Source organism: Culturomica sp. (genome assembly GCF_003524185.1).
Taxonomy (GTDB): Bacteria; Bacteroidota; Bacteroidia; order Bacteroidales; family Marinifilaceae; genus Culturomica; species Culturomica massiliensis.
Window position 1 is genome coordinate 91,152 of the sequence record NZ_DOED01000033.1, and the last position, 20,320, is coordinate 111,471.

General features: G+C 40.0%; 15 protein-coding genes. 12 read left to right on the plus strand and 3 right to left on the minus strand.

Going from position 1 to position 20,320, the window contains the following annotated elements:
* The first annotated feature begins 281 nt into the window (after window positions 1–281).
* The 12 genes from DD657_RS11575 (at window position 282) to DD657_RS11630 (ending at window position 16,699) form a co-directional block, all read left to right on the plus strand.
* A complete protein-coding gene (locus DD657_RS11575) occupies window positions 282–1,175 on the plus strand; it encodes a GLPGLI family protein (protein WP_287049949.1) in 894 nt (297 codons plus the stop codon).
* 56 nt (window positions 1,176–1,231) lie between these two features.
* Window positions 1,232–3,877, plus strand: coding sequence for a carboxypeptidase-like regulatory domain-containing protein (locus tag DD657_RS11580; protein WP_287049951.1), 2,646 nt, complete (start codon window positions 1,232–1,234; stop codon window positions 3,875–3,877).
* 267 nt (window positions 3,878–4,144) lie between these two features.
* Window positions 4,145–4,345 (plus strand): hypothetical protein, encoded by a 201-nt coding sequence (locus tag DD657_RS11585; protein WP_287049952.1) that lies wholly within the window; start codon window positions 4,145–4,147, stop codon window positions 4,343–4,345.
* A 92-nt stretch (window positions 4,346–4,437) separates the two neighbouring features.
* Window positions 4,438–5,328: a GLPGLI family protein gene (locus DD657_RS11590; protein WP_287049954.1), complete on the plus strand. Its 891-nt coding sequence runs from the start codon at window positions 4,438–4,440 to the stop codon at window positions 5,326–5,328.
* 21 nt (window positions 5,329–5,349) lie between these two features.
* Entirely contained in the window at window positions 5,350–6,891 is a 1,542-nt protein-coding gene (locus tag DD657_RS11595; RefSeq protein WP_287049956.1) for a vitamin K epoxide reductase family protein, read from the plus strand.
* Window positions 6,892–7,004: 113 nt separating this feature from the next.
* A complete protein-coding gene (locus DD657_RS11600) occupies window positions 7,005–9,278 on the plus strand; it encodes a peptidase domain-containing ABC transporter (protein WP_502696224.1) in 2,274 nt (757 codons plus the stop codon).
* A 15-nt stretch (window positions 9,279–9,293) separates the two neighbouring features.
* Window positions 9,294–10,604, plus strand: coding sequence for an HlyD family secretion protein (locus DD657_RS11605; protein ID WP_287049958.1), 1,311 nt, complete (start codon window positions 9,294–9,296; stop codon window positions 10,602–10,604).
* 436 nt (window positions 10,605–11,040) lie between these two features.
* A complete protein-coding gene (locus DD657_RS11610) occupies window positions 11,041–11,253 on the plus strand; it encodes a hypothetical protein (RefSeq protein WP_021989056.1) in 213 nt (70 codons plus the stop codon).
* A gap of 15 nt (window positions 11,254–11,268) precedes the next feature.
* On the plus strand, window positions 11,269–11,973 hold the full coding sequence (locus DD657_RS11615) for a 16S rRNA (uracil(1498)-N(3))-methyltransferase (protein ID WP_287049959.1): 705 nt from the start codon (window positions 11,269–11,271) through the stop codon (window positions 11,971–11,973).
* A 61-nt stretch (window positions 11,974–12,034) separates the two neighbouring features.
* On the plus strand, window positions 12,035–12,706 hold the full coding sequence (locus tag DD657_RS11620; RefSeq protein WP_068691752.1) for a DUF4159 domain-containing protein: 672 nt from the start codon (window positions 12,035–12,037) through the stop codon (window positions 12,704–12,706).
* 401 nt (window positions 12,707–13,107) lie between these two features.
* Window positions 13,108–15,699 (plus strand): ATP-dependent chaperone ClpB, encoded by a 2,592-nt coding sequence (clpB, locus tag DD657_RS11625; protein WP_068691754.1) that lies wholly within the window; start codon window positions 13,108–13,110, stop codon window positions 15,697–15,699.
* Window positions 15,700–15,817: 118 nt separating this feature from the next.
* On the plus strand, window positions 15,818–16,699 hold the full coding sequence (locus DD657_RS11630) for a DMT family transporter (RefSeq protein WP_021989052.1): 882 nt from the start codon (window positions 15,818–15,820) through the stop codon (window positions 16,697–16,699).
* 574 nt (window positions 16,700–17,273) lie between these two features.
* On the opposite strand, the gene DD657_RS11635 is transcribed toward DD657_RS11630, so the two are convergent.
* From DD657_RS11635 to mgrA, 3 genes are all read right to left on the minus strand, one after another.
* On the minus strand, window positions 17,274–17,873 hold the full coding sequence (locus tag DD657_RS11635) for a hypothetical protein (RefSeq protein WP_287049960.1): 600 nt from the start codon (window positions 17,871–17,873) through the stop codon (window positions 17,274–17,276).
* Window positions 17,874–17,884: 11 nt separating this feature from the next.
* The gene (locus tag DD657_RS11640) at window positions 17,885–18,571 is read right to left on the minus strand and encodes a hypothetical protein (protein WP_287049961.1); all 687 of its coding nucleotides are present in this window, start codon (window positions 18,569–18,571) and stop codon (window positions 17,885–17,887) included.
* A gap of 756 nt (window positions 18,572–19,327) precedes the next feature.
* Window positions 19,328–20,320 carry an L-glyceraldehyde 3-phosphate reductase gene (gene mgrA, locus DD657_RS11645; RefSeq protein ID WP_021989051.1) on the minus strand — a complete coding sequence of 331 codons (993 nt, stop codon included), beginning with the start codon at window positions 20,318–20,320 and terminating at the stop codon, window positions 19,328–19,330.

Below are 20,320 nucleotides of genomic sequence, written 5' to 3' on the forward strand. Positions count from 1 at the left end.
TCTATAAAAAATCAGTATGTTAATATTTTTATTTCTGAGTTTTTGCCGCTATATCAGGGAAGCGTATATCTGTTATTTAAATCTGACAATATATTCTATACTTTTATAATTAAGGTATGATTACAATGGAATTGTATCATGGTTAATTAAAACTAAACTGTTAAATATGAATTGATATATATTATATTAATAATATTTTTATATCTTTGTTAATAATAGTGTGATAGGGTGAATGATGAGTTTTGATAATTTATTAATATTCATGGAATTGAGATTTATATATGAAAAGAATCATTTGCATGATTTTATTGTGCTTTTCGTTGAATGTCGTAGGACAAAAATTTGTAATTATAAAAGACGGCATTGATAAATTGTCGATGTTAGCGGCTACAATTGTGGATTCGACTAAAATCGACGAGGCAGTTTTAGCATTAAAATATCGGTATTCGAAAATTGATACGGCAAAAAATATCCGGAACTATGGCTGTGATATTTTAATGCTGGTTGGAGAACGATTTGTTCGCCAATCGGATTTACATCTTCATTATAGCCATTTGCTGTTGACCGAAGGTGTATCGGATACTACATTAATCAAATTGCGTCGTGCTGTTGGTGAAAAACCTTCAAATCTTTTTTCAGATATTCTTTTAGATTGCCGGTCTGGAAAGTTAACTGTGAGATGTGGCGATTATTTTGAATATGACTGCATGAAGCGTTATAATCAACCACTTCCGAAACTTTCATGGATTATTCATGATGAGGAACAGTTAATTTTAGGGTATTCCTGTCGAAGAGCAACTACAGATTACGGTGGAAGAATTTGGGAGGTGTGGTTTACAAAAGATATTCCATTCTCTTTCGGTCCATGGAAATTACAGGGGTTGCCAGGACTTATTCTGGCTGCTTGTGATAAAGACGGAGGCTTTGTGTTCGAGTGTACTGAAGTTCGGAAAAGTAATGAGCCGATCATGAATTATCGCTTCATTTCAGAACAAAATCTGAAAACATTGCGCAATTACCTTCGATATGAGAGAAAATGTTTTGAACATCCGTTTGAAACTTATGCTAAAGGCGAGGAAGCTTATATCGTTTATAGTACTTCTGATGGACAAAAGGAGTACCTTGACAAAACGTGGACGATTCCATACAATCCAATTGAATATGTGGAAAATTGAATAATAATCAGCTTAAGGAATATATTTTGAGTTGAATCAGATATAAATTTTAGTTTATGGTAAAATATCTGCTGCTTACACTTGTCTTACTTTTCTGTGAAATAGCTGTTGCTCAGCAACGTGTTAAGATCACAGGGACTGTCTGCGATATGCAGACAAAGAAGCCTGTGGAGGGAGTAAATGTTATCCTTCAGGATATTTCCCGCCGGATTATTTATGGATACGACATTACACAGGGAAACGGATCTTTTTCGATTTCTTGCCAAGCTGGACCGGATTCACTGAGTGTGGTTATAAAAGGTTTTAATGTCAGGGAGCAATGGCAGATAGTTGCTTGTCGTTCGCAGCAAATAGATCTTCTGGTAGAATTTGAGCGGGTGAAAATTAAAGAGGTTGTTGTAAAGGCTCCGTCTGTAACTCGGCGCAGGGATACCCTGAGCTATATGGTTGCCAAATATCTTGATCCTACTGATCATACAATTGGAGATGTACTGAGGAAAATGCCGGGAATCGAAGTGGCGAAGTCAGGAGAGATTAGATATAATGGCAGGGCAATCAATAAATTTTATGTTGAAGATATGGATATGCTCGAAGGTCGTTACGGTATTGCTACAAATAATATTCAGGCCAGGGATATTGCCAAGGTGGAAGTTTATGAAAATCATCAACCCATCAAAGCACTTCAGAAATTAGCTCCGACAGATCGTGCAGCTATTAATTTGCGGCTCAAAGAGTCTGCCAAGGGGACATGGAATGCAACTCTTCAGCTTGGAGCAGGCTATAAGCCGTGGATGCGGAATATTGAGGCTACAACTATGTATTTTGGACGCCGTTTCCAGACGCTCAATACTTATAAGACAAACAATACGGGCGATGATGTGGAGCAGGAGCTTACGTCGTTTTATGGTGGCTTGGGTTCGACCTTGTCGATTTTGGGAGTACATACCCCGACTAAGCCCTCGCTTGATAAGAAGCGTTATCTGGATAACGATGTACACACGATCTCTGTTAATACCGTTACTAAACTCAAAAAGGAGCTGGAGTTAAAGGCCAATGCCCATTATATTCACGATTTCCGAACTTCAAAGGGTTCTTCGATAACCACTTATTATCTTTCGGGCCAATCGCCTCTCGTTATCAGAGAACAGACCCTTGCTGATCAACGTAACGATCGGACGGAGGTGAGTTTGCAGCTAAATTCCAATACCAGTAAGCATTACTTGCAAGAGAAGTTCACTTTTAGCGGTGAATGGAATTCTGATTTAGGGCGTGTAATGATGGGGGATGATCGCGTTGATCAGCGCTTTCGATTACCGAAGATTACAATACGCAATCGATTTCATAATGTGCGGCAGTTCAGAAAATGGACTTTGAATTTCAATTCCGAGACGGACTACAGTACACAGCCTACTACGTTGCGTATTTATCCTATGCTTTATCCGGAGGTATTCGATACGCCTACGGATTATCCGAATGCACATCAGATGCTTGATAGTAAATGTTTTCGTACCCAAAATCGGGCTTTTACCTCATATTCTGTCAAACGTTGGAATTTTTCGCTTAATGCGGCTCTTAATGCACGGATCGAAAGGATGGATTCGGAACTTGCACCGATGAATGCTCGGGGTCAGACGCTTCCAACTGTTGATACGATGCGTAACGACATTTATTGGCGTAAGTTTGACTTGATTGTGGGGCCTGGGATTAGCTACCGTATAGGTGAAAAATTCAATGCCTCGCTTTACGTGCCTTTGGACTTTATGAGTCTTCGGACAGAGGATAACGTGAGAGGAAAGACAGATAAATCTGATGATTTGATTTTTTCTCCTTCGTTTTCAATACAGTCGGCATTGACGGTAAATCTTAAATTTTCGGCGCGTGCTTCCTATCAGGAAAATATCGGCGGACTCTATGACACTTACAGTGGCTTTATCATGACCGATTATCGGATGATTTCGAGCAAGAAGGGGGAGATCAGTCGCAACAAGATACAGAATTATTCAGCTTCGTTTTCTTATGGAAATGCCATCCGGGCACTATTTGGCTCGTTTGATATCCGTTATTGGCGTACACAGCGCAATTTGATGTACGGTACGACTTATGAAGGGTCGCTGAGCCGTATTGAGTCTGTTTTGTTGGATAACAATTCGAAGGGGTTCAGTGTCAATGGAGAAGTTAGTAAACGCTTTGACGGAATTTCTACTACCATTAATGTTTCCGGCGGTTTCAATCGGTCGTGGGCAGAGGTATTGCGACAGGGAAAGGTGATGCAAACGACTTACGATCTGGCTACAGTAAGTTTTGGTTTTGCAAGTCAGTTTACTCAGGCTGTGCGTTTGGACTATGATGTAGAATATTCCCGTAGCCGTAGCAATATTGAGGGAGGTGACCAACTTGAGCCGATTGACGTTGTACAGCAAGAGGCAACAATGAATTTTATTATCAAGAAGAAATTCATTTGTCGGGTGGGGTGTGATTATTACTACAATGCGGGTGTCGGTGGAGCGGATCGCAATATGTTTTTCCTGGATGCAGGTCTGGAATATAATATCGGGCGTATGGCTTATAGTATTGAGGCTCGCAATCTGTTGGACACGAGGGTATTCAACTCGGCGTCTTACAGTGATATTACGAGTTATGTTTATTCCTATAAGCTCCGTCCGGCTTCGGTAATGTTTAAAGTGAAGTTCAGTTTACGCTGAAAATACTGGAAAAATAAAAAAACGAATACGAGTTATTCGGGTATTATTCGCTTCGGTCTTGCCAGCCGCAGCAAATAAAAACCTTCCTACGAGGAAGCAAAACCAAGTGTGAGTGTTTATTCGTTTAACTAAATCGCAGAAAGGCATTGCAAAGTTAAGATTATTTTCACGGTAATGTGAATTTAAAACAGGAAACGTCAGTTAAAGAACATCTGACGAAAAACAAAAGGTTCATATTTTATTATACTAAATTAAATCACATTTATTATGAATGCAATGAAAAATTTTGCTGCACAGCAACTTACAAAAAAGCAAATGACAGAGGTCACTGGTGGAAAGAGATACAGATGTACGATTACATATCCCGATGGTTCAACTGTAAAATTGAAGTTCAAAAGTGATAGTGTTGCAGATGCTCTTGACAAAGTTTGGAGTTCAACACCTGAAGGTGGTAAAGCTGAGTGCTAATTATTAGTATGTTTTAGGATTGTCTAAGACATTGAAAAATGTCTTAGACAACCTTATTTTATTATAATTTTTCATATAAAAATATGGAACAAATGCGTTTATTATTCCTGTTATTATGTCTTTTGTTTTGTATCGAGGGGAAAGGTCAGGTTAAAGAAATGGTTATTTTGGAAGAGGGTGATATGGGTAGTTTGTGGTACGGTAGCCAACGCATGGATAAATTTAAGGAGCTGGACCGTACACTGTTAACTGTGACTTATCGGATGAATTTTATCCAAGATACGGTTAAGCGGAAGATACTTGTTGATCAGATGATCCTGCAAATAGGGAAAAACTATTCCAAATTTTATTCACAACGCACCTTTTTGGACGATATGTCTTATACGGACTTTGAGATGGGTAAAACTGTCCGGGAGGAAGGATATGGCATTGATGGGACGGTGTATATCGACTGGGATATGATTTTCGATCTTTCCAAACGGACGGTCACTACCATTCACAGGATGCCTTATGAGGATGAAGTCTCTAAGTTTTACAGTGAGCCGATGCCTGTACTTCAGTGGGAGTATATTGATGGAGCGGATTCGGTTTGTGGTTATGCTTGCCATGTTGCCCGGACCTGTTATGCAGGGCGTTTGTGGAAGGCTTATTACACGATGGATATACCGCTTAATTTCGGGCCATGGAAATTATCGGGTCTTCCGGGGCTTATACTGAAAGCTGTGGATAGTAGTGGTGAATATGAATTTATTTGTGAAGGTTTGAGCGATGAATCCCAACCGATTCGCTCCTACAAATGGCGGAGTAAATCCATTTCGAAAGAGAATTGGAGACGTTTTGAGCGTCGGGTTCATACGGCACCATTAGAAGCACTTACGGCAGGTGGAACGAGGGTATTCAGGGTATATGATCCTCAGACTAAAAAATCCAGGGATTTGACGGCAGAATGGACAGTCCCTTACAATCCTATCGAACGGGAGTGAACAAATTAAATTGCTAAGAGAATGAAGACTCCTGCACCTGATCTTTTACATTCCTTCCTTTGTGCGTTAGGGATCAGAATAGATCTTTTGCACATTCGGGAGGTTTATGATAAACATCCCTTGCCCCATAGTTTCCGCGCATTGAGCGATACGCTAGATGGGTTACATGTAGAAAATGTGGTGTGCAGGCTTGAATTTAATCAGCTTTTCGAGATTGAAAGTCCTTTTATCGTGGCGATGGGTAATAGTGAATATCCTTTTTATCTCGTCGAAGGTTTCGATACAGATAAAGTTTCCGTTTTATTACGTACGGTTTTCGGTTATAAAATCGTACAAACTTTCGATCAGTTTCAGAGAGAGTGGGATGGTACGGTACTTATAGCTGAAAAAGGTGTTGACACGAAAGAGGATACTTTACTGGTTTATAAGTTTAAACAGGGATTGTGGTATGTTAGCCGGAGGATGGTATTTTGGATGATTGTATTGGTTTCGTACCTGTTGATATGGGGACTCATAAAAAATTCTGACTTTCCGGATTTTCGTTATTTGATAAAAATGATCGGGCTGATAATTTCATTACTGACGGTTGTTAAAGCAGAATTCCGGCCTCAACTCGTCCGGCATTTTTGTCATATTGGACGACATTCTGATTGTAATGACGTATTTAAATCAGCAGGAGCAAAATTGTTAGGTTGGGTATCGCTTGGTGAATTGTCGTTGGCCTATTTTGCGTCCTCCCTTATATGGGGTGTTTTCATTGTTTCAAATCCGGAAGCGGTGTTTCTTTTGCTGAATGTATTGGCCATGTTGTTTGTGGTTTATTCGTTTGTGTGGCAGAGCTTACATCGAAAATGGTGTACGTTATGTCTTACAATTGATATTGTATTGATTGTAGATTTTCTCAACGAAATTTTTCTACGGGGTGAAGAGATAAATAGATTGTGGGGTATTGAATTTTATATCGGGCTGATAAATTATACCGTTGTATTTATTTTGTGTTTGCTGATAATAAAAAAGATGATAGAAATTGTAGGGCAGAATCGGATGATACCGTTATGGCGGTTTAAGCACGAGTGCCTTGTGAGTTCTCCCGGTATTTTTTGGGAACTACTTGCCTTACAGGACAAGGAACCTATAGATATTGGTACTGTTCCGGTTATAAGCAATTACGCTGAAACAGAACACAGCATTACAATTATAATAAACCCTGCATGTTCTTTGTGTGTAAAAGTATATGACATTGTCATATCATTGGAAGGTTATCGTGTTAATTTGGTATTTGTCGTAAATAGTGGAGATCAGAGATCCTATCAAGCCGCTTTGAAAATGATTTCTTCGGGAATCAAAGATAAATGGGAGGAAACGAATCGGCTTATTTCTGACTGGTTTGAGAAAAAGACGTTGCCGGAAAATATGGAAATCGATGTGCGAGCCCCCCAAATTTTGAAGATGCAAATGGATTATTGTAAAAAAATACAGATTACCGGCACTCCGACAATAATTATTGATAATCGCCGAATTCCGGGAATGTATGACGCTGAGGATTTGAATATTGTATTATAAGAATATGTTGTTTTGTAAATCTGTTTTGTTCCTGTTAGCTGAAGTAAATGAGAATATTAGGGAGTTTAACAATTCTTTTGTAAACCAATTGAATGCGGTCAAAATAAATTGAAATGACTTTTCCACATTATACCCAACTCGATACCATGGATTGCGGACCAACTTGTCTGCGCATTGTTGTACGTTTTTATGGTAAAAATTATTCTTTGCAAAATTTGCGTGAGCGGTGTCATATTACCCGTGAGGGAGTTTCTCTTATGGGTATCAGTGATGCTGCTGAAAGTATCGGTTTGCGTACCGCAGGTGTAAAGATTACTTGGGAACAATTGCGTGACCAGGTCGATTTTCCTTGCATTGTATATTGGAATCAGGAGCATTTCGTAGTGGTTTATAAAATTACCCGTAAACGGGGACAGTGGTGGGTATGGGTATCTGATCCTGCTTCCGGACTTTTGAAATACAGCGAAGAACAGTTTAAAAAATCGTGGATTCAAAGCCGGGAGTTGTCCAATATCTCTATCGTTCGTACGCAATCTTCTCGACCTTCAAATGTTCCTGGAATCCAGATGTCTTCAGATGTGTTGATTGATACCGGGATTGTCCTGTTGCTGGAACCGACACCGATTTTCTACAAAGAAAAAGGTGACGAAGACAAGCGGGTGACGTTTTCTTATCTATTACAATACCTGCGGCCCTACAAACGTTATCTTGTGCAACTGGGACTTGCTATGCTAACAGCTAGCGTTTTGAGTCTTCTCTTTCCTTTCCTCACTCAATCGGTTGTTGATACGGGGATCGGTACGGGAAATCTCTCTTTTGTAGTGATGATTCTCGTGGCGCAGATGGTGCTGACGCTTGGACAGATGGCTAATAATTTTATCCGTTCATGGTTGATGCTACATATGACGACACGCATTAGCATATCTCTTATTTCGGATTTTTTGGCTAAACTTATGCGTCTTCCCATCGCTTTTTTCGATTCAAAAATGGTCGGAGACATTATGCAGCGCATTGGTGATTATGATCGTATTCAAGCATTTCTTACCGGTTCGCTTTTAAGTATTATTATGGCTATTGTAACCTTTGTGATCTATGGTGCTGTCATGGGAGGGTATGATCTGGTGATACTTGCTGTCTTTTTGCTTGGTAGTGTGCTGTACATAGGATGGGTTCTCGTTTTTTTGAAGCGTCGTCGTAAATTAGACTATATGCGCTTTCAGGAAGCGGCTAACAACCAAAGTAATCTTGTGCAGCTTATCAATGGTATGCAAGATATCAAACTCAATAATTGCGAAAAACAAAAACGTTGGGAATGGGAACGTATTCAGTCACGGTTATTTAATGTTTCTGTCAAGAGCCTTGCGTTGGGACAGACACAGGAGATTGGTGGTACCTTTATCGACCAAACGAAAAATGTGGTTATTTCTTTTCTTGCAGCTTCTGCTGTGATTGAAGGCAACATGACTCTCGGTATGATGGTCGCCCTGCAGTATATTATTGGACAACTTAATGCTCCTCTTTCACAATTTATCTCGTTTGTTCAAACAACACAGGACGCTAAGATTTCGCTTGAGCGTCTCTCTGAAATTCAGGAAAAGGATGATGAAGAACCCGTTGAGGAAGAGCGTATCCGGGAGATTCCTGAGGAGGCCGACATTGAATTTCGTCATGTGGTGTTTCAGTACGATGGTCCTCATTCCGAGAAAGTGCTTGATCATATCGATCTTAAGATTCCTGCCAATAAGGTGACTGCTATTGTTGGTGCTAGTGGTAGCGGTAAAACGACAATGCTCAAGATGATGTTGGGGTTTTATAATCCTGTCGAAGGAGATGTGACGCTTGCCGGGAAAAAGATCGCCCGATACAGTGCCTCATGCTGGCGGAGGGTATGTGGGACGGTGATGCAGGAAGGGTACGTCTTTTCTGATACGATTGCTAATAATATTGGAATCTCCGATGGGATTCCGGACAGGAAGCGGGTACGACAGGCAGCTAAAATTGCTAATATCGATTCATTTATCGATGAATTACCGTTAGGATATAATACCAAAATCGGTGCTGATGGACATGGACTCAGTACTGGACAAAAACAACGGCTATTGATCGCAAGAGCAGCATATAAGGATGCCAAATACCTTTTTTTTGATGAGGCCACTAATTCTCTTGATGCCAACAATGAACGAACGATTATGGAGCGGTTGGAATGGCTTTTTAAAAATAAAACGGTAGTCATCGTAGCGCATCGCCTTTCGACAGTAAAGAATGCTGATCAGATCGTTGTGCTTGATCATGGAAAAATTGTCGAGCAGGGAACACATGCGGAACTCACTGTAAAGAAGGGATATTATTACGAATTGGTGAAAAATCAGTTAGAATTGGGCAATTAAATAGGAGGAATTATTATGCCAAACCGAGATAATTTTCATAGCGAGGAGGTACAGGAGATTATGGGCAAGGCACCCTCATGGGTTGTATATTGGGGGGTGACGGTCGTGTCTGCAATTTTTGTTGCAATTTTTATAGCTTGTTATTTTATTAAATATCCTGATACAGTCAAAGCTCCGGTGATAATTACCACACACAATCCTCCTGCTGATCTGATTGTCCGTAACAGTGGACTAATTGATTCAATCTATATTTATAATGGAGAAAAAGTCAAACGGGGAAAGCTTGTTGCTGTGCTTCGTAATTCAGCAGATTTAATTGATGTACAAATGATTAGTGATAGGATCGCTGCTTCTACGGAAATGAGTTGCGGAGAGTTAATAAAGGCAACTTGGATTTATGGAAATTATAACCTGGGTGAATTACAATCAGCTTTTGTCAATTTTCAAAATAAATGTCGTGATTATGCTCACTATTTCAAGATGGGGCACGTCACTTGTAAAAAGAATCTGTTGGAACAGCAGATAGCTAAAAACAGAGAGTACCTTATCAAGCTCAGACGGCAACATATTTTACTTCTAAAGGACCTCAATTATCAACAGCAATTATATCGTCGTGATTCGATGTTGTATACAGAAAATGTAATATCTTCGGTTGATTATGAAAACTCCTTACAAATTCTTTTGCAGAAACAGAATAGTAAGGCTGGGCTTGATGTTAAGCTTACTTCGACGGAGTTGCAGATTATTGAGACTGAGCAACAAATTGTTGAGTTGATGTTGCAACAGGAGAATGAAGTGTCCAAATATGAAAATAGTATCGAACAGAGTCGGCAACAACTTATCGCTCAAATTGCACAATGGCGGCGGCAATATATTTTGGAGGCTCCGGTTGCTGGACGGGTAAGTTTAGTGAATTATTGGAGAGGAAATCAACAGGTTACAATTGGTGACAGATTGGCAAGTATTATTCCTGATAATGCAGTTGAAGTGATCGGACGGATGCGAATTCCGACAATGGGAATTGGGAAAGTGAAGATTGGACAGAAGGTCAATGTTAAGCTCAATGGTTATCCCTATATGGAGTTCGGAGTACTGTGTGGAAAGGTACACTCGCTTGCGGCAGTACCTGAACAGGTGCAAATGCAGGAAGGGATAGTTGCGGTATATATTGCCGAGATCGTTTTTCCGAAAGGTATGCAAACTTCTTATAAACGTGATTTGCCGATGATCCAGCAAATGGATGGTACGGCGGAGATCATTACAGAAGATAGGCGGTTGATTGGACGTTTTGTGCAGCCTATTGTATCTTTATTTAAAAACAGATAAATTATGAAAAAATCTCTGCCTTTTCAACTTGCTTTACCTCTTTCTTATGCGGGTGAGAAGGGAAGGGGCGGATGCCGGGAGACTGCTTTGCTTGTGCGATAGAGTATAATAACCAACATTTCTTTAGTTGATACATTTTCAGGAATGAGGATAATTTCTGATAGGTTGAAAAAACAAATTTCTGATATTATCTGGATGTTGGTTGATTTGATCGGTGGCTTCTATTGACAGCTGGGCTGGGAGATGACATTGACTTGGGTTTAATAACTTTATTTTTAAACAAAATAGACTTAATATAATATTATCTGAAATGGTGGAAGATAAGGAGGTGTAGCAAATAGATGGTCAATTTCCGGTTATTTGGCTATGTTGCTTTGAGCTCTGCTATTTTCGTGAAATCTTTTCTATATTTGTCCCGGAATTTAATCTTGATTGTATGAAACAGACATCTATTTTCCTGGTTGTATTTTTAGGATTGGTGTATTTTATGTTGGTGACGGTTTTTTGTTATCAATTGGGAAAAACCAATTCTTTCGGAGATGCTTTGGCTGGGGTGTGGAATAGTACAAAGGCTTTGTTACCTGTGATTATTATTACAGGAGTTGCTGTTTTCGGTGATTGTCGTGCTAAAAGGAAGAATATTCATTAATTGGAGGAGGCCGGAATGCATTTGTTTTATACCCCGGATATAGAAGGGGATGTTTATACGTTAAACCCGGAAGAATCGAAGCATTGTGTACGTGTGCTGCGGTTGGAGAAAGGAGATGAAGTAGCTTTGGTCGATGGCCGGGGAGGATATTATAGCGGCATTATTACTGCTGCTGCTATAAAAGGGTGTGAGATCGAAATTGTTCATAAGATTGAGGCGTATGGGAAACGTTCTTTTCGTTTGCATATAGCAATTGCCCCGACGAAAAATATCGATCGGATCGAGTGGATGCTTGAGAAATGCACGGAAATCGGAACGGAAGAGTTTACGATGCTACGGACGGCTCGTTCCGAACGTAAAGAGGTGAAGGCAGAGCGTTTGGAGAAGGTGATTGTCTCAGCCGTGAAACAATCGTTGAAAGCCTATGTGCCGGGTTTGAACCCGATGACCGATTTTAAGCATTTTATCGCTTCCTGTAATGAGGGACAGCGTTTTATCGCTCATTGTAATGAAGGGGAGAAGAGAAGGCTGGATGAGGTATATATCCCGGGAGAAGATGCTGTTATTCTGATCGGCCCGGAAGGTGATTTTTCGGACGAAGAGGTCGGTTGGGCGGTCTCTGCGGGATTTGTTCCCATAACATTGGGGAATAGCCGTTTGCGGACAGAGACTGCCGGAATCGTTGCGTGTCATAGTATCGGATTTATGAATAAGGTTTGAAAATATAGAGATTGACCGGATATATTTTAAAATTTCCGGGTCTTTGAATAAAAATAATATCATGGAACATCTTGTGAAAATAGTGTTGATTGTCGCTTTGTTTATTTTGATTCCACGCTGGATTTGGGGACAGGAAACCAAAGTAAAGATCGCTTTGTTGAAATATAAGGGAGGGGGTGACTGGTATGCCAATCCGACCGCCTTACCTAATCTGATAAAGTTCTGCAATGAGAATCTGGGTACGGATCTGGCCAAAGAACCGGCTACGGTAGAGCCCGGTAGCCGTGATATTTTCAATTATCCTTTTGTGCATATGACCGGGCATGGGAATATCGTATTTACGCCTGTGGAGGTGCAGAATATGCGGGAATACCTGTTGGCCGGAGGTTTTTTGCATGCGGATGATAATTACGGGCTCGATAAGGCTTTCCGGCGGGAAATGAAGAAAGTTTTTCCCGAAGATGATTTTATTGAATTGCCGTGGGATCATCCGATTTTCAGTCAGAAGTATAAATTTCCGGAAGGCTTGCCTAAAGTTCATGAACACGATAATAAACGTCCTCAGGCTTTCGGTATCGTAAAAGACGGAAGACTACTTGTTTTGTATACTTATGAAACGGATCTCGGTGACGGATGGGAGGATCAGGAAGTGCATAAAGATCCGGAGGACAAGCGTTTGCAGGCCTTGCAGATGGGAGCGAATATTATTTCGTATGTTTTTTTAAACCAATAGGCGTAGAACGATATTGCTAAAAAGCATCGATTTCTCTGATTTTAAACCGGTAGATACATCGAAGGGAAAATTACACACTGGGACGGACTCATTTGTGTAATTTTTGGTTTACGATTCCTCTTTTTTGCAGGGAAAGATTGGGGTATAATTTAAAATAGGGATTCTAAATTTTAGATTTTAAACTGCCTGGCAACCTGCTCCGTTATCAAATTCTTTTAATCTAAAAGCGTTAATCTAAAATCTACAATTTGAAGTCTATATTTAATTGTGTCATTTTTGCATAAATTTTGTGTTTATTGTGTCAAATTGACAGGTGTGCTGCAAAATTTTCACTGCAACCTTTCAGGGAAAGAATCGGTATAAGTTTTGTATCTTCTCATAACCGAAAGGAGCATTTGATTATGAATACAGACAATTATACGATTAAATCGCAGGAAGCATTGCAGAAAGCAGTGCAGCTTACACAGAGTAAAGGACAACAAGCCATCGAAACCGGGCATTTGCTGCAAGCGGTTATAGATGTCGGAGAGAATGTCACTCATTTTATTTTTAATAAATTGGGGGTGAACAGTAATTCATTACTTGCTGCCCTGGAGCGTATTATAGATACTTATCCGCGGGTATCCGGCGGTAACGTGTATCTTTCTTCCGATACAAATAAAGTATTGGAGAAAGCTACCCGCTATGCTAATGAAATGGGGGATCAGTATATTTCCCTGGAGCATATTTTGTTGGCTTTGCTGAATGGAAAGGATCAGGTAGCCCAGTTGATGAAAGACAGTGGGATGAACGAGAAGGAGACGAAGGCAGCAATTGCCGAATTGCGGAAGGGATCTAAGGTAAACTCGCAATCGGCAGAGTCGACTTATGATTCTTTAGGACGTTTTGCTATAAATCTGAACGAGCGTGCCCGCAATGGGAAGTTGGACCCGGTAATCGGACGTGACGATGAAATCCGCCGGGTGCTTCAGATTTTGTCGCGCCGTACGAAAAACAATCCGATATTGATAGGAGAACCCGGGGTTGGTAAAACGGCTATTGCCGAGGGGTTGGCACAGCGTATTGTGAACGGGGATGTGCCTTCCAATCTGACGTCCAAACAGATTTACTCGTTGGATATGGGAGCTTTGATTGCAGGAGCCAAATACAAGGGTGAATTTGAAGAAAGGTTGAAGGCTGTTGTCAATGAAGTTATCTCATCTGAAGGAGAAATCATTTTGTTTATCGATGAAATACATACCTTGGTCGGTGCCGGAAAATCCGATGGGGCCATGGATGCTGCCAATATTCTGAAACCGGCTTTGGCAAGAGGTGATTTGCGGGCTATCGGGGCGACAACCTTGAATGAATATCAGAAATATTTCGAGCAGGATAAAGCTTTGGAGCGTCGTTTTCAGAAGGTGATGATAGATGAGCCGGATGTGATGAGTGCAATCAGTATCATGCGGGGATTGAAGGAGAGGTATGAAAATCATCATAAAGTGAGGATTACGGACGATGCTATTATTGCTTCCGTTGAATTATCTCACCGGTATATTTCCGATCGTTTTTTGCCGGATAAGGCTATCGATCTGGTGGATGAGGCGGCTGCCCGTTTGCGTCTGGAAATGAATTCCGTTCCGGAAGAGATCGATGAACTGGACCGGAAGATTCAGCAATTGCAGATCGAGAAAGAGGCATTGAAACGGGAAGGTACAAGCAAGAAGCTGGATGATATTAAAAAGGAATTGGCCGATCTGAACGAAGAGCGCACCAAGTTGCGGGCACAGTGGGAATCCGAACGTTCTTTGATCGATGAGATTCAAAAAAACAAGGATGCGATAGAACAATATAAGTTTGAGGCTAACCGGGCCGAACGGGATGGTGATTATGGGAAAGTGGCCGAGTTGCGTTATGGCAAGATCAAGGAAGCGGAGCAGCATATCGAAGATGTGAAAGCCAGGTTGGCCGGTATGAAGAACGGAGAATCTTTGATCCGGGAAGAAGTGACGGCTGATGATATTGCTGCTGTCGTGTCCAGATGGACCGGTATTCCTGTCAATCGGATGATGCAAAGTGAAAGACAGAAGTTGCTTTCTTTGGAACATGAACTGCATAAGCGGGTTGTCGGACAGGATGTGGCGATTGCTGCGCTGGCCGATGCTGTGCGGCGTAACCGGGCCGGCTTACAGGATGCGAAGCGGCCGATCGGTTCATTTATCTTTTTAGGTACGACCGGAGTCGGTAAAACGGAGTTAGCGAAAGCATTGGCTGAGTTTCTGTTCGATGATGAAACTCAGATGACGCGTATCGATATGTCGGAGTACCAGGAACGTCATTCCGTTTCCCGTTTGATAGGAGCGCCTCCCGGATATGTCGGTTATGATGAAGGCGGTCAGTTAACGGAGGCTGTCAGACGTAAACCTTATTCGGTTATCTTATTGGATGAGATCGAAAAAGCACATCCAGATGTGTTCAATATTTTGTTACAGGTATTGGATGACGGTCGTCTGACGGATAATAAAGGGCGGGTCGTGGATTTTAAAAACACGATTATCATTATGACTTCAAATATCGGAGCTCATATTATTCAGGAAAAATTGAAAGATCTGAATGATAAGAACCGGGATGAGGTACTGGAAAAAACAAATGCGGAAGTGTATGAGTTGTTGAAACAGACCATTCGCCCGGAATTCCTGAATCGTATCGATGAGGTGATTATGTTTACGCCTTTGCAGAAAAATGAAATCGTCGATATTGTTCGCTTGCAGATTCAGGGTGTCAATAAAATGCTGGCGAATAATGGTATCCTGTTGGAGATTACGGATAAGGCTGTGGAATGGATTGCAGAAGAGGGATACGATCCGCAGTTCGGAGCCCGTCCGGTAAAGCGGATTATACAGCGTACTTTGTTGAATGATTTGTCAAAACAGATCTTGGCTGAACAAGTTTCTAAGGACAATCATATTTTGGTAGACGTAAAAGATAATCAGATTGTTTTCAGTAATAAGTAATATATACGGGACAGTTAGAAAAGCTCTGCAATCAAATGCAGGGCTTTTTTATTTTTTGTCTGTTAAGTACTAAAATAATCCTATCTTTGAACATTTTAAATTTCAGTTATAAAATTTTATGAATCAACGTAAGGCCTATCTTTATGCGGGTGTTGCAATTTTGTGCTGGGCAACGGTTGCAACGGCTTTTAAAATAGCTCTTTCTACTATGTCGAATATAGATTTGTTGTTTATTTCTACTTTTTCGGCATTGATTGTACTTTTGGGTATCGTTTCTTTTGGAAAGGGCATAGGGCGGTTGAGACATGTAACTGCCCGCCAGTGGGGGCGTGCTGCTTTTATGGGTTTTTTGAATCCGTTTTTGTATTACCTGATTCTTTTTAAAGCCTATGCTTTATTGCCGGCACAAATTGCCCAGGCGTTGAATTGTATCTGGCCGGTATTGCTTGTATTGTTGTCGATTCCGATATTGGGACAGCGGATTCCCTTTATGAGTGTATTGGCGTTGTTGATCAGCTTTGCCGGTGCAGTTGTCGTTGCTTTTCAGGGAGATTTTTCCGGGTTGTCTGTCAAGGAGCCGTTCGGAGTGTTCTTGGCAGCTCTGACTTCTGTCATGTGGGCATTGTATTTCATTCTCAATATGAAAAGTAAATTGGAGGAAGAAGTCTCTCTTTTACTGAATTTTCTCTTTGCTTCTGTTTACATTACCTTGTTGATTTGTTTTACAGGATTTCAGGTGCCGGTATTGAAGGGTTGGCTGGCCGGAGTGTATGTCGGGCTTTTCGAAATGGGCATTACTTTTGTTTTTTGGCTGAAAGCTTTAAATCTGGCCCGTAATACGGCAACGATAGGTTCGTTGATTTATCTTTTTCCTTTTTTATCTCTTATTCTTATTCACTATTTGTTGGGAGAGGAAATTTATACCTCGACCGTTTTCGGCCTGGTATTGATTATAACCGGTATTCTGGCCAATCAGTTTATCATACGGAAATCAAAGTAAAAAATAAATGCGGTGCCGGAACACCGCATTGTTTTTTTATCGTTTCGCTTTCCACCTTTCATTCTATCTTTACGGATGTTTTCTATTTTAGATTTTCATCGGTTTAACTTAACCGATTGAGGAATAAACTTTTCACAGAGCTTTTGAATTTTAGAAGTCGTGATTTAGTAACTATACGTATTTCTGTGTTTTGCGGTGCAATAGTATCAAATAACTCGGCTGTAGAGGTAAGCAATTTCTTTAGAATTTCAATTAAATATTTTCTCTTTTATCTGATAAGTACCTCTCCAATGGAAAAATAAATAGGCAATACTTTTGCGGAGAATACTACAAGAAGTGTAGCGCAGATGTGGATATTTTCTGTAAAATCCGTAGGGCTTGATGTTGACGTTTCGTTCTTGGAATATACCTAAATATAAAGGATTATCCATTTTTAGATTCATTTCGATACGAATCGTTAACAGAATCATCAAATGCTACAAAAACCTATCAATATGACAGTTGATAGGTTTTTGTTTATTTACAAATAATGCAAAATAAAGCAGAGTGTATTTTTCCTCTTCTCAATATTAAATCACTCTTCTGAAAGTTGCTCAATTACTACCTCATCAACCTTGATTGTGTTTGCATTTTCTACTTGAAACCCAAAAGCATTGAAGGCTAATTTTTTTGTAATTGATATCGCCTCCATGTTATCTACGTTAAAAATCAATTTATTGCCTTTTTTTTCTATCTTAATTATTACTTCCTTGTTTTTGCCCGCCTTTAAAATGATACTACCTTGCCGGCTAATGCTCCATATACCATTTACTCTATTATAAATTTTATACTTTTTTTCTGACACAAGGAAACTACTGTAATTATTTTCATCTTCGTAATTGTAAATAATACCAAAAGCATAATCATTACTGATTTTAGGAATTAAAAATTTAAAGGTGATTTTGAAGTTTTGGTCAATGCGTATAGGTAATTCGGCTATACTTCGAACGAGAATATCATCTTTTTTATTCTGCAAAACAAAAAAACCATCTTGTATGCTGCCAGAATAGTCTTTTTCGTAAAATTCATCCCATTGGAAGCGGTTATTTTCAAAGGTTTCTTTAACAGTTATTTTCTCCTGTGCATTACTAAACAAAGAAGTAAAAACGAATGTCAAAATAAATATATATTTCATAGCATATTTATTTAAAAGTTACTACCCAACGAAGTTTGCAATTCTGAAATCACTTGCTCGTATTTTTTTAATATTCTGTCATATTTCGTAAAGCATTGATTACTAAGTCCACAGTCTTTATCTGCAATTTCAGACGATATTCGAACTCTGTACGCTAATTCATTCTCTCCTGTAAATTGCAGTTGTATTTCTAAGCGAGTTCTGACAATCTGATAAAGAAAAGTAGAGTTAATCCATGCGGTTTTAATCCAACCTGCGGCTTTGTCTCGAATTTCTACATTCTCAAAATTTGTTACAGCAATGTTCATCAGACGTTTCCAAACTTCATCTTCTGTCATTCCCTTTTTGACTGTTATGGTAAAAAATTTATTAGCTAAATCAACACCCTCTCCTGCTCCAATCGAATTCATTTCGGCTTCATCAACAAAAAGTTCGTATGAAATGGTTTTTTTGGGATTGTTTTTGAATAATTTTACTGTTCGCGATATATAACCAGCTGCTTCAAATTTTAATACAACAAAATCTTCATTTCTACTAAATTTGATTTGGTAAGAACCATTACCTACTTCATGACCGTTGTAAAAAATTTTAGCGGTTTCGGGAATAACATAAACTGTTTTTTTCTGTGCAAAAACACCTTGACTCATTATGAGTACTATCCCTCCAATGAGGAAAAATCTAAAAAATGATTTAAACATAACATGTGATTAGTTAAATTTAGCTTACTCTTTCACTGGATTTTCAGCATACCTCCTTTGTTTTTTAGTTTGTTTACCTGCTTTTCTATATACGCATAAAAAAAGCGCGGACAATTACTATATTATCAGTTCTTGAGGTCTTAGGATACCTTGCTACCAAATAAATGAGTAAAGCCCACGCCATATGACGTGAGCGTCTTCACTTTACTCTTGGTAGCTCTGAAATTTCCTAAGTTTCAAGAACAAGAATATAAGCTAAACGCTTTTTCCAATAAATCTAAAATACGTGTATTTTTATGTGTTCTTATTTCATAAGCAAAACTATTTGTATTCTTAGTACAAAAGTATAAAAATTCTTAATGACTTAAAACCTTATCTCATAAAACCTTTGCTTGTACTTATTTTGGAATTTTGAATCGGTTTGCTATATGATCTTGCCGATTGTTTCAGTTTTTGATATTTCTGTTTGAGTCAGTTGAAGGTATTTTACCCGTCGATAGATTGTTTCAGCCTATCGGAATTCTTGCTTTTTTTAAATACTTGTAATTTTGCATCTTACACGTTGAATGATTGGTCGTTTTCGCGTAAACCTGTAGTGCCTTAACATCCATTGTTCTGGTAATGAGATCGTACAGAACTATTGCTACGTTTTTCCTAAATATGTTTTTCGGCCGATTGCAATACAAAGCAGAGCATAACGAACGCTGGTTCTGCTGATTCGCTACGCTTTGCTTAAAATGCTTTCTGCCTAGAAGTTTATTTTAGGATAGTATCGATAGCTTTTAATTCTTCTTCGGAAAATCGGAGATTACCGGTGGCTTTTAAATTGTCGAGCAGTTGGTTGACAGAACTCGCTCCGATAATGACACTCGTTACTCTTTCGTCTTTTAATAGCCAGGATAGGGCCATTTCTGCTAATGTTTGTCCGCGTTGCCGGGCAATTTGATCCAATTGCCGGGCTTGTGCAATTTTCTCTTCCGTGACCTGTTCTTTTTGCAGAAATCCGCTTGCTTTGGCGGCACGGGAATCGGCGGGGATACCGTGTAAGTAGCGATTGGTAAGCAGGCCTTGGGCGAGAGGAGAAAACGCAATCAATCCCAATTCATGTTTTCTGATGATGTCTGACAGGTCGTGCTCGATGTGGCGGTCGAATAGCGAATAGCGGTCTTGATGAATCAGGCATGGGGTTCCCGCTTGTTTTAACTGTTTAACGATTTTATCTGTTTGTTCGCTATTGTATTTGGAGATGCCGATATATAATGCCTTGCCGCGTCTGACAATATCGGACAAGGCTTCGGCGGTTTCTTCAATAGGGGTAGCGGGGTCCGGTCGGTGGGAGTAAAAAATATCTACGTATTCAATGTCCATCCGTTGCAGGCTTTGGTCGATGCTCGCCATTAAATGCTTACGGCTGCCCCAGCTACCGTATGGCCCCGGCCACATATCGTGTCCGGCTTTGGTCGAAATGATCAGTTCGTCCCGGTAGCGGCTTAAGCTTTTTTTCAGAATATGTCCGAAGTTTTCTTCGGCGGCTCCGGGAGGCGGACCGTAATTGTTGGCCAAATCGAAGTGGGTAATTCCCCGGTCGAAAGCCGTGTGTATGATTTCGGTAAAATTGCTGAATGTATCGACATGGCCGAAGTTATGCCACAAACCCAATGAAATGGCAGGTAATAATAAACCGCTTTTCCCGCAGCGGCGATAGGGCATGTGTGTATAGCGGTTTTCGCTGGCTTTGTAGGTATCCAT

What these genes read in the sequence shown, in the direction of transcription:
- DD657_RS11615 (WP_287049959.1), top strand. Translation starts at nt 11,269, where the DNA reads ATGCATTTGTTTTATACCCCGGATATAGAAGGGGATGTTTATACGTTA.
- DD657_RS11620 (WP_068691752.1), top strand. Translation starts at nt 12,035, where the DNA reads ATGGAACATCTTGTGAAAATAGTGTTGATTGTCGCTTTGTTTATTTTG.
- mgrA (WP_021989051.1), bottom strand. Translation starts at nt 20,320, where the DNA reads ATGGATACCTACAAAGCCAGCGAAAACCGCTATACACACATGCCCTAT.
- DD657_RS11600 (WP_502696224.1), top strand. Translation starts at nt 7,005, where the DNA reads ATGACTTTTCCACATTATACCCAACTCGATACCATGGATTGCGGACCA.
- DD657_RS11590 (WP_287049954.1), top strand. Translation starts at nt 4,438, where the DNA reads ATGCGTTTATTATTCCTGTTATTATGTCTTTTGTTTTGTATCGAGGGG.
- DD657_RS11610 (WP_021989056.1), top strand. Translation starts at nt 11,041, where the DNA reads ATGAAACAGACATCTATTTTCCTGGTTGTATTTTTAGGATTGGTGTAT.
- clpB (WP_068691754.1), top strand. Translation starts at nt 13,108, where the DNA reads ATGAATACAGACAATTATACGATTAAATCGCAGGAAGCATTGCAGAAA.
- DD657_RS11580 (WP_287049951.1), top strand. Translation starts at nt 1,232, where the DNA reads ATGGTAAAATATCTGCTGCTTACACTTGTCTTACTTTTCTGTGAAATA.
- DD657_RS11635 (WP_287049960.1), bottom strand. Translation starts at nt 17,873, where the DNA reads ATGAAATATATATTTATTTTGACATTCGTTTTTACTTCTTTGTTTAGT.
- DD657_RS11630 (WP_021989052.1), top strand. Translation starts at nt 15,818, where the DNA reads ATGAATCAACGTAAGGCCTATCTTTATGCGGGTGTTGCAATTTTGTGC.
- DD657_RS11585 (WP_287049952.1), top strand. Translation starts at nt 4,145, where the DNA reads ATGAATGCAATGAAAAATTTTGCTGCACAGCAACTTACAAAAAAGCAA.
- DD657_RS11575 (WP_287049949.1), top strand. Translation starts at nt 282, where the DNA reads ATGAAAAGAATCATTTGCATGATTTTATTGTGCTTTTCGTTGAATGTC.
- DD657_RS11640 (WP_287049961.1), bottom strand. Translation starts at nt 18,571, where the DNA reads ATGTTTAAATCATTTTTTAGATTTTTCCTCATTGGAGGGATAGTACTC.
- DD657_RS11595 (WP_287049956.1), top strand. Translation starts at nt 5,350, where the DNA reads ATGAAGACTCCTGCACCTGATCTTTTACATTCCTTCCTTTGTGCGTTA.
- DD657_RS11605 (WP_287049958.1), top strand. Translation starts at nt 9,294, where the DNA reads ATGCCAAACCGAGATAATTTTCATAGCGAGGAGGTACAGGAGATTATG.